The sequence below is a fragment of the Actinomycetospora sp. genome, assembly GCF_055612215.1.
The window spans coordinates 1-13,278 of sequence record NZ_JBVPVA010001124.1 but is presented as its reverse complement, the minus strand read 5'-3'; the positions used below and the strand labels follow the sequence as shown (position 1 = coordinate 13,278).

Annotated in this window: 16 protein-coding genes and 3 tRNA genes; 15 read left to right on the top strand and 4 right to left on the bottom strand. The window is 73.7% G+C overall.

Annotated features, from left to right (window positions below):
- On the bottom strand, nucleotides 1–485 hold a 485-nt coding region (locus AC0CYZ_RS30300; RefSeq protein WP_472221822.1), incomplete at its 3' end, for an alpha/beta fold hydrolase.
- Between the two features lie 169 nt (nucleotides 486–654).
- Between AC0CYZ_RS30300 and AC0CYZ_RS30295 the strand changes: the two genes are divergently transcribed.
- A complete protein-coding gene (locus AC0CYZ_RS30295) occupies nucleotides 655–822 on the top strand; it encodes a hypothetical protein (protein WP_472221821.1) in 168 nt (55 codons plus the stop codon).
- A gap of 6 nt (nucleotides 823–828) precedes the next feature.
- Here AC0CYZ_RS30295 and AC0CYZ_RS30290 read toward each other — a convergent pair whose 3' ends face one another.
- Nucleotides 829–2,139, bottom strand: a complete 1,311-nt coding sequence (locus tag AC0CYZ_RS30290; protein WP_472221820.1) for a competence/damage-inducible protein A — start codon at nucleotides 2,137–2,139, stop codon at nucleotides 829–831.
- A 341-nt stretch (nucleotides 2,140–2,480) separates the two neighbouring features.
- On the opposite strand from AC0CYZ_RS30290, the gene AC0CYZ_RS30285 reads away from it, so the two are divergent.
- The 6 genes from AC0CYZ_RS30285 (at nucleotide 2,481) to AC0CYZ_RS30260 (ending at nucleotide 5,847) form a co-directional block, all read left to right on the top strand.
- The gene (locus tag AC0CYZ_RS30285) at nucleotides 2,481–4,523 is read left to right on the top strand and encodes a putative bifunctional diguanylate cyclase/phosphodiesterase (RefSeq protein WP_472221819.1); all 2,043 of its coding nucleotides are present in this window, start codon (nucleotides 2,481–2,483) and stop codon (nucleotides 4,521–4,523) included.
- A 15-nt stretch (nucleotides 4,524–4,538) separates the two neighbouring features.
- Nucleotides 4,539–4,611: transfer RNA gene (locus AC0CYZ_RS30280), tRNA-Thr, on the top strand.
- Nucleotides 4,612–4,692: 81 nt separating this feature from the next.
- Nucleotides 4,693–4,765, top strand: a tRNA-Met gene (locus tag AC0CYZ_RS30275).
- Between the two features lie 34 nt (nucleotides 4,766–4,799).
- Nucleotides 4,800–4,964: a 50S ribosomal protein L33 gene (rpmG, locus tag AC0CYZ_RS30270; protein ID WP_472221818.1), complete on the top strand. Its 165-nt coding sequence runs from the start codon at nucleotides 4,800–4,802 to the stop codon at nucleotides 4,962–4,964.
- A gap of 23 nt (nucleotides 4,965–4,987) precedes the next feature.
- Nucleotides 4,988–5,431: an FAS1-like dehydratase domain-containing protein gene (locus AC0CYZ_RS30265; RefSeq protein WP_472221817.1), complete on the top strand. Its 444-nt coding sequence runs from the start codon at nucleotides 4,988–4,990 to the stop codon at nucleotides 5,429–5,431.
- On the top strand, nucleotides 5,428–5,847 hold the full coding sequence (locus tag AC0CYZ_RS30260; protein WP_472221816.1) for a MaoC/PaaZ C-terminal domain-containing protein: 420 nt from the start codon (nucleotides 5,428–5,430) through the stop codon (nucleotides 5,845–5,847). Before AC0CYZ_RS30265 ends, AC0CYZ_RS30260 begins: the two co-directional genes overlap by 4 nt.
- 22 nt (nucleotides 5,848–5,869) lie before the next feature.
- Here AC0CYZ_RS30260 and AC0CYZ_RS30255 read toward each other — a convergent pair whose 3' ends face one another.
- On the bottom strand, nucleotides 5,870–6,748 hold the full coding sequence (locus AC0CYZ_RS30255; protein WP_472221815.1) for an SGNH/GDSL hydrolase family protein: 879 nt from the start codon (nucleotides 6,746–6,748) through the stop codon (nucleotides 5,870–5,872).
- A 74-nt stretch (nucleotides 6,749–6,822) separates the two neighbouring features.
- Entirely contained in the window at nucleotides 6,823–8,085 is a 1,263-nt protein-coding gene (locus AC0CYZ_RS30250; RefSeq protein WP_472221814.1) for a pyridoxal phosphate-dependent aminotransferase, read from the bottom strand.
- Nucleotides 8,086–8,297: 212 nt separating this feature from the next.
- Between AC0CYZ_RS30250 and AC0CYZ_RS30245 the strand changes: the two genes are divergently transcribed.
- From AC0CYZ_RS30245 to AC0CYZ_RS30210, 8 genes are all read left to right on the top strand, one after another.
- Nucleotides 8,298–8,370: transfer RNA gene (locus AC0CYZ_RS30245), tRNA-Trp, on the top strand.
- An 80-nt stretch (nucleotides 8,371–8,450) separates the two neighbouring features.
- Nucleotides 8,451–8,861 carry a preprotein translocase subunit SecE gene (gene secE, locus AC0CYZ_RS30240; protein WP_472221813.1) on the top strand — a complete coding sequence of 137 codons (411 nt, stop codon included), beginning with the start codon at nucleotides 8,451–8,453 and terminating at the stop codon, nucleotides 8,859–8,861.
- A gap of 157 nt (nucleotides 8,862–9,018) precedes the next feature.
- Nucleotides 9,019–9,963 (top strand): transcription termination/antitermination protein NusG, encoded by a 945-nt coding sequence (gene nusG / locus AC0CYZ_RS30235; RefSeq protein ID WP_472221823.1) that lies wholly within the window; start codon nucleotides 9,019–9,021, stop codon nucleotides 9,961–9,963.
- A gap of 111 nt (nucleotides 9,964–10,074) precedes the next feature.
- Nucleotides 10,075–10,509: a 50S ribosomal protein L11 gene (gene rplK / locus AC0CYZ_RS30230; protein ID WP_472221812.1), complete on the top strand. Its 435-nt coding sequence runs from the start codon at nucleotides 10,075–10,077 to the stop codon at nucleotides 10,507–10,509.
- A gap of 79 nt (nucleotides 10,510–10,588) precedes the next feature.
- Complete coding sequence (gene rplA, locus AC0CYZ_RS30225; RefSeq protein ID WP_472221811.1) at nucleotides 10,589–11,299, top strand: 50S ribosomal protein L1; 711 nt, start codon at nucleotides 10,589–10,591, stop codon at nucleotides 11,297–11,299.
- 346 nt (nucleotides 11,300–11,645) lie between these two features.
- Nucleotides 11,646–12,242 carry a 50S ribosomal protein L10 gene (rplJ, locus tag AC0CYZ_RS30220; protein WP_472221810.1) on the top strand — a complete coding sequence of 199 codons (597 nt, stop codon included), beginning with the start codon at nucleotides 11,646–11,648 and terminating at the stop codon, nucleotides 12,240–12,242.
- A gap of 55 nt (nucleotides 12,243–12,297) precedes the next feature.
- A complete protein-coding gene (rplL, locus tag AC0CYZ_RS30215; RefSeq protein WP_472221808.1) occupies nucleotides 12,298–12,687 on the top strand; it encodes a 50S ribosomal protein L7/L12 in 390 nt (129 codons plus the stop codon).
- Nucleotides 12,688–13,026: 339 nt separating this feature from the next.
- Nucleotides 13,027–13,278 (top strand): ATP-binding cassette domain-containing protein (locus AC0CYZ_RS30210; RefSeq protein ID WP_472221807.1); only part of this gene is annotated, 252 nt, incomplete at its 3' end.

Here is a 13,278-nt window from a genome sequence, read left to right as displayed (position 1 = left end):
GCCTCGGCCAGCCACGGCAGCTGGAACGCGCCCATGTACCAGGAGTGCAGGAGCTGCGGGCCGTGGAGCATCCCGCGCAGGAAGGCCGCCGGGTGGGGCACCGAGACGCCGGTGACGGTGCGGACCAGCTCCGGCCGGTGCGCCGCGAGCGCCCACGCCACCACCGCGCCCCAGTCGTGCCCGACGACGTGCACCGATCCGGCGCCGGACGACGTCACCAGCGCCGCGGCGTCGTCGACGAGGTGCTCGACCCGGTACGCGGCGCGGCCGACCGGGCGCGCGCCGGGGGAGTAGCCGCGCTGATCGGGCGCGAGCGTGCGCAGGCCCGCCGCGTGCAGGCGGTCCGCGACCGGCGCCCAGCTCGCCGAGGTCTGCGGGAACCCGTGCAGGAGCAGCACGGTCCCGTCCGCGTCGGCGGGGCCCCCGTCGACGACGTCGAAGCGGAGGGCTCCGCGGGTGAACCCGGTCATGCGTTCGCCGGTCATGGTCGGTCATCCTGCCCGCCGCGGGGGGCGGCGCCGAACGGGACGTCGATCACCGGCGCGACACGCGCCGAACCGGCCCCCCGCGCGTGATCGTCGCGTTACGGTCGCTGCGCGTCCGGGGTCGGCCGGGCGCACGCCTCCGGTGGGCGTCGGCCGCGGGAAGGACACGATGAACTCGCGCGTGCGCGTCCTGATCATCCTCGTGGTCGTGGCGATCATCCTGTACTTCGTGATCAGCCAGCCGGACGCCGCGGCCGCGACCGTGCGCGCGATCATCGCGGCGATCGGCGACGCGATCAACCAGATCATCCGCTTCTTCCGGGGCCTCACCGCCTGAGCGGACTCACCCCTCGGTGAGGATGCGCCGCACCAGGTGCATCGCCAGCACGACCGAGCGTTCCCGGACGTCGCCGCGCCCGCCGGGCAGCACCGGGTCGCGGGCGATCTCGCGCCCGTCGGCGGTGCGCACCGAGAAGCAGACGTACCCGACCGGCTTCTCCGCGGTGCCCCCGCCCGGGCCCGCGACGCCGCTGACGGCGACCGCGACATCCACCCCGAACCGCTCCAGCGCGCCGCCCGCCATGGCGTGGGCGACCTCCGGGGAGACCGCCCCGTGGGCCTCGATCAGCTCGTGGGGCACACCGAGCAGGTGCTCCTTCGCCTCGTTCGCGTAGGAGACGATGCCGCCCTGCACGTGGGCGGAGGCGCCGGCGGGCGCGGTGAGCCGGCCGGCGAGCAGACCGCCGGTGCACGACTCGGCGGTCGCGATCGTCCGGCCCGCCAGCAGCCCGAAGACGAGCTCGTCGATCGTCTCGCCGGTGCGGGAGAAGACGGCCCGGCCGTGGCGCGTGTCGATCTCGGTGACGACGGCGTCGTGCGCGGCCCGCGCCGCCTCGTCGCCGGGGCGCTTGCGCAGGTCCACCTCGAGGGTGAAGTCGCGCAGGCAGGTCACGATCTCGAGCGGCGCGAGATCGGTGTGCTCGCCCACGGCCCGCAGGGTGGCGGCGATCTCGGACTCGGGGACACCGAAGAGCCGCAGGTGGGTCTCCTCGAACGGGGCGGTGCGCTCCAGGAGGGCGCGCAGCGGCGCGGAACCCAGCGCGTCGTCCCACATGCCCTGTACCTCGCGCGGCGGTCCGGGCAGCACCAGCACCGTCGGGGTGTAGCCGTCGGCACCCTCGCCCGGCGGGACCGCCAGCCCGGGCGCGGTGCCGACCGGCTGGATCGGGGTCGCGCCACGCGGGACCATCGCCTGCTTGCGGTTGGCCTCGGCGAGCGCGTCGGCGTCCCAGTGCAGGCGGTCGGCGAACCGGGAGATGATGTCGCCGACGACCTTCTCCATCTGCTCGTCGAGCTCGAGCGGGCGGCCGGTGACGTCGGCGACGACGGCGGCGGTGAGGTCGTCGGCGGTCGGGCCGAGACCGCCGCTGGTCACCACGAGGTCCACCCCCGCCCCGGCCAGGTAGCGCAGGGCGGACTCCATGTCGTCCGGCCGGTCCCCGACGAGCAGGATGTGCGCGACCTCGATCCCGAGCTCGCCGAGCCGCTCGGCGATCCACGGTCCGTTGGCGTCGTGCACCCGGCCGGCGAGCAGCTCGCTGCCGGTCGCGACGATGCCCGCCGTCGGGGCACGCCCGGCCGGGTCCAGGGACATGGCTTCCTCCTCCGTGCGCCGACCCGTCCGCGGGGGCGGTCGATGACGCCTCCGACGATCCCATCCGCGACCGGGGCACGCCGGGTCACCGGACGCGGGCGCGGCATAGGGCCGGACGGCGGCGCGGCGTCGGCGAAACGGACGCTCCGTGACCGGACGCCGGGGAAATTCGTGTCTCACCGTGGCCGCTGCCCCGGACGAGTGATGCAGGACCGGCTGTCGTCGTCAGGATTCTTGCGTAGAGTGATTGGGTACACGAACGGGTCGTCGGCAGCGCGCCGGCGGAGCACTCGGGAGGCGTCGATGCTCGGTCGGTGGGGTGTGCAGCCCGCCGCCGCGCCGTGAGCGTGGTCGTCGGCGTCCTCGCGGCGATCGTCCTCCTGCTGGCTCTCGGCGCCGTGGGGGTCGCGCTGGTGCGCGCCGCCCGGAACCGCCGCTCCCGGGACCTGCGGGCCCTCGGCGTCGTGGGGCGGTCGATCGCCGCCCGCGCGCCCGCCCGACGCGACGACGACGGCCGGGCCGCGGCCCGCGAGATCGCCGAGGCGCTGCGCGCGCGGTTCGGGGCGCTCCGGGTGGTCCTCGCCCTGGGGCCCCTGCTGGAGCACGCCGGCGAGCCGCTCCCCGACGCGGTGCGCGCGGTCGACCTCATCGCCCCGCCCGAGGCCTTCCGGCCCGGCCGCGGGGCCTCGCGGTGGCATCAGCGCACGGCCCCCGACCCCCTCCGGCGCTGGATGGCCGTGCGGGACGTCGCCGAGGTCCTCCTCGCGCCGATCGCCGCCCCCGAGGTGGGCGACGGGGACCCGGACATGGCGCGCGCCCGTCGCGGCGTGCTCGAGGTGCACGACCCGGCCCGTGCGGGGACCTGGCGCTGGCGCGCGCCTTCGCGCTCGGTGGAGCGCGGGGAGCTGACCCTGCTGGCGACGATCGCCCGCCAGGTGGGGGCCGAGGTGGAGAACAGCCGCCTGGAGGCCCGCCTGCGCCGCGACGCCCACCGCGACCCGCTCACCGCCCTGCTCAACCGCCCGGGGTTCCTGCAGGCCGCCGCCGAACGCGTCCTCGAGGGCACGGGGGCGGTCGCGATCATCTCCTTCGGGCTGCTCGACCAGGTCAACGACACCCTCGGCCACGAGCGGGGCGAGGAGTTCGTGGCGCTCGCCGCCCGGCGTCTCGAGGCGGTGGGCGCGGACCCCGAGGGTCCCGGTGCCGCCCCGGGGGAGTGGCTGACCGCGCGTCTCGAGGGCGACACGTACGCGGTCGTCGTCCCCGGGGTGGACGGCCCGACGGCGCACACCGTCGCGGTGGCGATGCGCGAGCAGCTGGCGCGGCCCGTCGTCGTCGAGGGGATCCCGTTCGAGGCGCCCGTCCTGATGGGGGTCGCCGCGGTCGGCGCCCCCAGCCTGGCCGGGGAGCACGACGGCGCCGTGCGGGCGTCGCGGCTGCTCGCCCGCGCCGACGTCGCCCTCGCGGCCGCGCGACTCGGGGGCGACCCGGTCCGGTGCTACTCGCCGAGCATGGGGGAGCGGGCCGGCCGCCGGCTCGCCCTCATCCGCGGCTTCGGCCCCGCCCTCGCCGACGGAAGCCTGCGGGTGCACTACCAGCCCACCGTCTCGCTCGAGGCGCGCACGGTGCTCGGGGTCGAGGCGCTCGCCCGGTGGGAGCACGCCGAGCTCGGGGCACTGCTGCCCGACGAGTTCGTGCCCGTGCTCGAGGCGACGGGCCAGATCGCGGGGCTCACCGCCTTCGTCCTCGACGAGGCCCTCGCCGCGGCCCGTCGCTGGCTCGACCGCGGTCTGCGGCTCACCGTCGCGGTCAACCTCTCCGTCCGCTCGCTCGACGACTCCTTCCCGGCCCTGGTGGCCGACGCCCTCGCCCGCCACGACGTGCCCGCGGAGCTGCTCACGCTCGAGGTCACCGAGAGCGGGGTGTCCGCCGAGCGGGAGTACGCCCTGCCGGCCCTGCGCAGCCTGCACGCCATGGGGTGCCGGCTCGCGGTCGACGACTTCGGCACCGGGCAGTCCTCGCTCGCCCACCTGCGCCGCCTCCCCGTCGACCAGGTCAAGATCGACAAGAGCTTCGTGCTGGGGATGGGCACGGAGGCCGGGGACGCCGCGGTGGTGCGCGCGATCGTCGAGATGGGCCACACGCTGGGGCTCACCGTGGTCGCCGAGGGCGTCGAGGACGGCGAGGTCCGTGCGGCGCTCGCGGAGATGGGCTGCGACGTCGCGCAGGGCTATCTGGTGTCCCGTCCGCTGTCCGCCGGGCACCTCGACGCGTGGCTGGAGGACCTCGCGCGCGAGGGGGGTGCCACGCCCGGCGTCGTCGGGGGGCCTGTACGCTGGGTGCCGCCCGCGGGGACGACGCCGGAGACATCCGGAGCCGTCTGACCAGCGGGAGGACTGGCCCCTTTAGCTCAGTCGGCAGAGCGTCTCCATGGTAAGGAGAAGGTCTACGGTTCGATTCCGTAAAGGGGCTCGGTGAGAGGGAACCGGCGGCTCGCCCGCCGGTTTCGTCGTGCGTCGGGGTCGGACGGATCCGGCTCCCCGGCGACACCGTGGCGGTGTAGCTCAGGTGGCAGAGCAAGCGGCTCATAATCGCTGTGTCGCCGGTTCAAGTCCGGCCACCGCTACCGATCAGCAGGACGAAGTCGAGAGGACACTCCCATGGCCGCGACCGATGTGCGCCCCAAGATCACGCTCGCGTGCGAGGAGTGCAAGAACCGCAACTACATCACCAGGAAGAACCGGCGCAACGACCCCGACCGGCTCACCCTGAAGAAGTTCTGCCCCAACTGCGGCTGCCACCGCGGGCACCGCGAGACGCGCTGAGCCCGGCCGGAGCACACGCCGCCGTGCCGCTGGACGCGTCCTTCGTCGGACGCAGCTGGGCCCCCCGCACCTACGCGGTCGGACGCGAGAAGGTCCGCGAGTTCGCCCGCGCGGTCGGGGCCACCGACCCGGTGCACACCGACCCCGACGCCGCGCAGGCGGCGGGGCACGCCGACGTGGTCGCGCCGCCGACCTTCCCGGTGGTGTTCACCTGGGACGCGACCCGCGAGGTCGTCGACGACCCGGCCCTCGGCCTCGACTTCGCGCGCGTGGTGCACCGGGACCAGTCCTTCGAGCTGCACCGGCCGGTCGTGGCCGGCGACGTGCTCACCACGGTCGTGACCGTGGACGAGATCCGCGAGCTCGCCGGGAACGACGTCGTCACCTTCCGCTGCGACGTCACCGACCCCGAGGGGACGACCGTGCTGGTGTCGCGCGCGACGCTGGTCGGGCGGGCGGACGGATGAGCGGGCTGCCGCAGGTCACCACCGGCGACGAGCTCCCCGGCCGCACCGTGCCGATCACCCGCGCCGGCCTCGTCCGCTACGCCGGCGCCTCCGGCGACCTCAACCCGATCCACTGGAACGAGCGCACCGCGCTCGCCGTGGGCCTCCCCGGCGTCATCGCGCACGGGATGCTGACGATGGCGCTCGCCGCGCAGTACGTCGCGGAGTGGGCGGGCGACCCGACCCTCGTCCGGTCCTTCTCCACCCGCTTCACCCGCCCGGTCGTCGTCCCCGACGACGACGAGGGCGCGTCGCTGGAGCTCGGCGCCACCGTGAAGGCCGTCGACGACGACGGCACCGTCACCCTCGCCGTCACCGCCACGGGTCCCGACGGCAAGGGCGTGCTCGGCAAGGCGATCGCGGTCCTGCGCGCCTGAGGGGCCGAGGGCCTGAGGGCTCTCAGCTCGCGGCGGCCGAACCACCCAGTGCGGCCACGACGGCCCGTGACAGCGCGGCCGAGCCCTGGGCGTTCGGGTGCACCGGGAAGGCCGGGGCGGTCGGGATCAACCCCTCGATCCACTTGGTGCCGGGGGCCTGGCAGACGTCGTGGCCGACCGTCGAGGTGGCGGTGTCCACGTAGACCGCCGACCCGGCGTCCGCGCTGCGCTGGATGCGGGTGTTGAGGGCGGTGAGCACGCCACGCAGGTAGTCGACGTCGCCCGGGGTGATCGGGACGGCCGGGTAGCAGCCCGGGCCCGACGCGGGCAGCACCGACGGGTAGCCCACGAGCGCCACCCGCGCGTTCGGCGCGCGGCGGTGGACCTCCTTGAGCACGGTCGCGAGCTTCCCACCGAGGGCGTTGATCCGGGCGCGGAGCTCGTCGGTGCCACCGGCGGTGTAGTGGTCCTTGCAGGGCGACCCGAACGGCGTCGCCGACAGGCAGGTCCGGACGATCTCGGAGAACCCGATGTCGTTGCCGCCGATCCCGACCGTGACCAGCTCCGTGCTCCTCGCCAGCGCCGCGTACTGCGGCGGGTTCACCCCGGCGTCGGTCGTCTGCGCGGTGCCGAACTCCTTGGTGGTCGCCCCCGAGCAGCTGACGTCGGTGAGCTGGGCGCCGAACGCGGTGGCGGTCAGGTGCGGGTAGTTGTTCACCGACCGGAAGCACCCCGGGGGCGGGCCGGCGTTGGCCCCGGTGAGCGGGGAAGCGGTGTAGGAGTCGCCGAGCGCCACGTAGGGGGAGGTCCCCCCACCCGAGGGCGCCGCCGAAGCGACCCCGGCCGCCCCGAGCAGCACGGCTGCCGTGATCAGGCAGGACAGCACCGACCGAACGCCCACGTCTCCCCCTCGCCCCGCTGGCCCGTACTGCCTGCGGCGGCCGGTCCGCCCCGGCCGCCGTCGTCGATCGATCGTCAGGACATCTCGGCCAGCAGGTCGGCCATGCGGCCGACCCCGGTCCGCAGGTCGTCGTCGCCCAGCGCGTAGGACAGCCTGAAGTACCCGGGCGTCCCGAAGGCCTCGCCCGGCACGACCGCGACCTCGGCATGCTCGAGGATCGCCGCCGCGAGGTCGACCGAGGTCTGCGGGTGCGCGCCGCGCAGTTCGCGACCGAGCAGCCCGCGGACGTCGGCGTAGGCGTAGAAGGCGCCGCGCGGCGTCGGGCACTCGACGCCCTCGATCGCGGAGAGCATCTCGACGATCGTGCGCCGGCGGCGGTCGAACGCCGCGCGCATCTCCTCGACCGCGTCCAGCGGGCCGGACACCGCCTCCAGCGCCGCGCGCTGGGCGACGTTGCAGACGTTGGAGGTGAGGTGGGACTGCATGTTCGCGGCCGCCTTGACCACGTCCTGCGGGCCGATCAGCCAGCCCACGCGCCACCCGGTCATCGCGTAGGTCTTGGCGACGCCGTTGACGACGATGCAGCGGTCGGCGATCTCGGGGACCGCGACCGGCATCGAGACGTGCTCCGCGCCGTCGTAGACCAGGTGCTCGTAGATCTCGTCGGCGATGACCCAGACGCCGTGCTCGGCGGCCCAGCGCCCGATCGCCTCGACCAGCTCGCGCGGGGCGACGGCGCCGGTGGGGTTCGACGGCGAGCACCACAGCAGCACCTTGGTGCGCGGGGTCCGGGCGGCCTCGAGGGCCTCGACGGTCGGCAGGAAGCCGGTGGAGGCGTCCGTGTCGACCTGGACCGGGTCACCCCCGGCCATGCGGGCGGCCTCGGGGTAGGTGGTCCAGAACGGCGCGGGCAGCAGGACCTCGTCGCCCGGGTCGACGATCGTCGCGAAGGCCTCGAACACGGCCTGCTTGCCGCCGTTGGTGATCAGCACCTGGGACGGCTCGACCTCCCAGCCCGAGTCGCGCCGCGTCTTGGCGGCGACGGCCTCGCGCAGCTCGGGCAGCCCGCCGGCCGGGGAGTACCGGTGGTTCCTGGGGTCGCCGCACGCGGCGACCGCGGCGTCGACGACCGGCTGCGGCGTCGGGAAGTCCGGCTCGCCGGCGCCGAACCCGATGACCGGTCGTCCGGCGGCCTTGAGCGCCTTCGCCTTCGCGTCCACCGCCAGCGTCGCCGACTCCGCGATGCCCCCGATGCGCGCGGAGATGCGGCGGTCGGTGGCGGCAGGAGCGAGGTCCCCGGAGGTCGAGGACGGGCCGGAGGACGTGACTGCGGTCATGGTCCGGGATTCTCGCAGACGCCCCGTCCCCGCCCCGAGGCGATTCCGTCGTCCGTGCGCACCCGGAGGCCGGGGCGCGGGCCGTTCCGGTGGGTGCCGTACGATCGGACCACGGGACGACGGGTCCTCGGTCTCGGCGTGCGTGCGCTGCGGTGTTCGCGCGCCCGGCGGCGGAGGCTCCCGATGTCCGGCGGCCCCCGACGGGTCGCCACAGGGGCGTAGCTCAATTGGCAGAGCAGCGGTCTCCAAAACCGCAGGTTGCAGGTTCAAGTCCTGTCGCCCCTGCACTCCGGGCCGCCCGCGGCGCGGACACGACGGACACGGTGGTCCGGCCCGATCGGGCCGCCGGGGTGAGGACGGAACAGGTGAGCGAGGACACGGGCGGGCGGCGTCGCCCTGGCGCCGACGGCGCCGGGCGATCCGACGACGCGCGCGCCGGGTCCCGTCCCGTCACCGCGGCCGGACGACGACGCCGCGGCGCGGCCGACGGGGACGGCGAGACCGGCACCACCCGGGTCGTGGCGCGCGGGGACAAGGGCGCCCCCACGCCGTCGCGCGACGCCGCACGCTCGGCGTCGTCGGAAGGCTCGGTGATCGCCCGGTTGCGGCGGTTCCTGCGCGAGGTCGTCGCGGAGCTGCGCAAGGTCCACTGGCCGACGCGGCGCCAGATCGTCGTCTACACGGTGGTCGTCCTGGTGTTCGTCGCCTTCATGGTCACGCTGGTCGGGCTGCTGGACATCGGGTTCCAGAAGCTGACCTTCGCCCTGTTCGGCTGAGCGGGGCCCGGTCGTCCGCGGCCGGGCACCACGGCCGGCACCACCGCGCGGGAGGGCCGCGCACCCGAGGGAAGTGAGACGAGAAGTGACCTCCGGAGAAGTTGGCGAGCACGAGCCCGAGCCCGAGCTCGTCGCCGAGGCCCGCACGCGCGGCGTGATGGTGCGCGAGGGCTCGGACCTGAGCACCGAGGAGGCCCCGGCCACCCTCGACGACGCGCAGGTGGCCCGGGCCGCCGCGCAGGCGCGCGAGGACGCGGACGACGACGCGGCGGACGACGACAACGACGCCGCCGCGGCGCACGACCCCGAGGCCGACCTCGAGGCCGCCCGCGAGGCGCTCGGCGCCCCCACCGAGGACGAGCCGTCCGACCTGCCCGACCAGGCGGTCGGCGATGCCGACGAGACCGCGGTCGGCGCCGAGGGCGCGGCGGTCGAGGAGCCCGTCGCCGAGCCCGTGGCCGAGGAGGACGACGAGCCCGAGGACCCGGTGGCGGCGCTCAAGGAGTCGCTGCGCCTGGCGCCCGGCGACTGGTACGTCGTGCACTCCTACGCCGGCTACGAGAACAAGGTGAAGACCAACCTCGAGACGCGCGTGCAGACGCTCGACGTCGAGGACTTCATCTTCCAGGTCGAGGTGCCCACCGAGGAGGTCACCGAGATCAAGAACGGGCAGCGCAAGCAGGTCCAGCGCAAGGTGCTGCCCGGCTACATCCTCGTGCGGATGGACCTCAACGACGCCTCGTGGAGCGCGGTGCGCAACACGCCCGGCGTCACCGGCTTCGTCGGGGCCACGTCGCGGCCCTCGCCGCTGACCCTCGACGAGGTCACGAAGTTCCTGCTCCCGCGGCAGGAGACGCCGAAGAAGGCCAAGGGCGGCGATTCCGGGGCCGCGGCCGCGGAGTCGGGGCGCGGTGCCGCGTCGGCGGTCGAGGTCGATTTCGAGGTCGGCGAGTCGGTCACCGTCATGGACGGGCCGTTCGCGACGCTCCCGGCGAGCATCTCCGAGGTCAACGTCGACGCCCAGAAGGTCAAGGTCCTGGTCTCCATCTTCGGCCGCGAGACGCCGGTCGAGCTCGGGTTCAACCAGGTCTCGAAGATCTAGGCGGGAACACCACAACGTCCCCCGGCGCTCTATCGAGGGCGCCGGGGACGACGCCGGTCGGCGGTCCGGACGCGACCGGTGCTCCGATGGAAACGTGAGGAAGCTGTAGGGATGCCCCCGAAGAAGAGGCGACTGTCCGCGGTCGTCAAGCTGCAGATCAAGGCGGGCGCAGCGACGCCCGCGCCGCCCGTCGGCCCCGCGCTGGGTCAGCACGGCGTCAACATCATGGAGTTCTGCAAGGCCTACAACGCGGCCACCGAGGCGCAGCGTGGTCAGGTCGTGCCGGTCGAGATCTCGATCTACGAGGACCGCTCCTTCGACTTCGCGCTGAAGACGCCGCCGGCGGCCAAGCTGCTGCTGGCCGCGGCCGGCATCCAGTCGGGCAGCGCGACGCCGCACACCAAGAAGGTCGGCTCGGTGACCGACGCCCAGGTCCGCGAGATCGCGCAGACCAAGATGGCCGACCTCAACGCGAACGACCTCGACCAGGCCGCCAAGATCATCGCCGGGACCGCCCGGTCGATGGGCCTGACCGTCTCGGGCTGAGGACTCCTCACCCGAACCCGTGGGAGGGCGAGCGCCGCCCGTCACCACACCTGATCCGCGAACGCAGTAAGGACAGCTCATGAAGCGCAGCAAGGCCTACCGCCAGGCCGCCGAACTGATCGACGAGGAGCGGCTCTACGCGCCGCTCGAGGCCGTCGAGCTCGCCAAGAAGACCTCGCCGACGAAGATGGACGCGACCGTCGAGGTCGCCATGCGGCTCGGGGTCGACCCCCGCAAGGCCGACCAGATGGTCCGCGGCACGATCAACCTGCCCCACGGCACCGGCAAGACGGCCCGCGTGATCGTCTTCGCGACGGGTGACAAGGCCACCGAGGCCGAGAACGCCGGCGCCGACGTCGTCGGCTCGGACGACCTCATCGAGCGCATCCAGGGCGGTTGGCTCGACTTCGACGCCGCCGTCGCCGCGCCCGACCAGATGGCCAAGGTCGGCCGGGTCGCCCGCATCCTCGGCCCGCGCGGCCTCATGCCGAACCCGAAGACCGGCACGGTCACCCCGGACGTGGCCCGTGCCGTCTCCGACATCAAGGGCGGCAAGGTCAACTTCCGTGTCGACAAGCAGGCCAACCTGCACCTCGTCATCGGCAAGGCCAGCTTCGACGCGGAGAAGCTCGTCGAGAACTACGGAGCGGCTCTCGACGAGATCCTCCGGGCGAAGCCCTCGGCGGCCAAGGGCCGCTACGTCAAGAAGATCACCGTGACGACCACGATGGGCCCCGGCATCCCCGTGGACCCGACCCGGACGCGGAACCTCACCTCGGCCGAGGCCTGAGCCGCCCGGCACGGACGCACCGGCCCGGACCACCCCGCTCGTCGGGGTGGCCCGGGCCGTCCCGTATCCTGGACAGGACACCACCGGCGGACGCAATCCGTCGGCATCGTCACCGAGTTCCACCCGAGACCGCTGGTCTCCTCCCGGACACCCTCCGGGAGGACGAAGGCCCCTCGACGGGCGTCCCGCGCAGGAGGACGAGGCAGCGATGCGTGCGGGCCCTCGCGGGTCCGCCGCCCCTCGAAGCCCCGTGCGACTGCGCACGGGGCTTCTCCCGTCTCCGGGCCCCGGCGTGAGCGGAGAAGACCTCGGTCCACCCACGCTCGATGCAGGAAAGGAGGCGCGGATGGCTGAACGTGCACCGGCCGCCGAGAAGGTGGCTGCCGTCGCCGAGATCACCGCGGAGTTCCGCGACGCCTCGGCCATGGTCGTCACCGAGTACCGGGGCCTGACGATGTCGCAGATCACGAAGCTGCGGCGCTCGCTGGGCAACGACGTCAACTACACCGTCGCCAAGAACACGTTGGTCAAGCGGGCTGCCGCGGACGCCGGCGTGGAGGGCCTCGACGAGCTGCTCGTCGGGCCCACGGCGATCGCCTTCGTGTCCGGGGAGCCCGTCGACGCCGCCAAGGCGCTGCGCGAGTTCGGCCGGGACAACAAGGCGCTCGTGGTCAAGGGCGGCTACATGGAGGGGCGCGCCCTCTCCGCCGCCGAGATCGACCAGCTGGCCGATCTCGACTCGCGCGAGGTCCTGCTGGCGAAGCTCGCCGGCGCGATGAAGGGCAACCTCGCCAAGGCCGCGGGCCTGTTCGCCGCCCCGGCCTCGCAGGTCGCCCGCCTCGCGCAGGCCCTGCAGGACAAGCGGGCTGCCGAGGGCAGCGCGAGCACCGAGGAGGCCGTCGAGGCGGTCGAGTCGGCCGACGCCGCGGCTGCGGAGTCCTGACCCCGGTCCTGATCCACCCCCACCTGATCCCTGATGTAGGAAGGAACGCCTCACCATGGCGAAGCTGTCCACCGACGAGCTGCTCGATGCCTTCAAGGACATGACGCTGCTCGAGCTCTCGGAGTTCGTGAAGAAGTTCGAGGACACCTTCGAGGTCACCGCCGCGGCCCCGGTCGCGGCCGCGGCCGCCCCGGCCGCCGGCGGCGGCGCCGCGCCGGCCGAGGAGGAGAAGGACGAGTTCAACGTCGTCCTCGAGGCCGCGGGTGACAAGAAGATCCAGGTCATCAAGGTCGTCCGCGAGGTCGTCTCGGGCCTGGGCCTCAAGGAGGCCAAGGAGCTCGTCGAGAGCGCCCCGAAGCCGATCGTCGAGGGTGCCACCAAGGAGGCCGCCGAGGCCGCCAAGGCGAAGCTCGAGGAGGCCGGGGCCAAGGTCAGCCTGACCTGATCCCCCTCCGCCCGCGCCGCCGGCGCGGGCTCCCGCACTGCCACGACCGGGGCGGGGTCCCACCTGGGACCCCGCCCCGTCGTCGTGTCTACGACCATTCGGACCAGTGCAGACGCCATGGTCCGCGGCCGATCGCGGACGGTTCGTACGAACGATCGGACGCAACAGACCTCCGTGGGTGACCGGTGTTACCTGTCCAGTAACCTCCGTCCGCGCCCGTCGTTGTCGCTGTGATGCCCGACTCGTCGGGGGACCGCGTCGTTCCACGGCGCACAGCGCGAGACCTGTCACCACGGGCTCGTCGCGACGGGTTCGGACACCAGGCCGGGAGGAACATCGATGGGTGGCGTCGAGGTCGGGATCAAGAATCTCTCGAAGTCGTTCGGGAGTTCGAACATCTGGTCCGACGTGACGTTGACCCTGCCCGCCGGTGAGGTGTCGGTGTTGCTGGGTCCGTCGGGGACCGGGAAGTCGGTGCTGCTGAAGTCGATCATCGGGTTGCTCAAGCCCGAGAAGGGGTCGATCTTCATCCACGACACCGACCTGGTGCGGTGCTCGGAGTCGAAGCTCTACGAGATCCGCAAGTTGTTC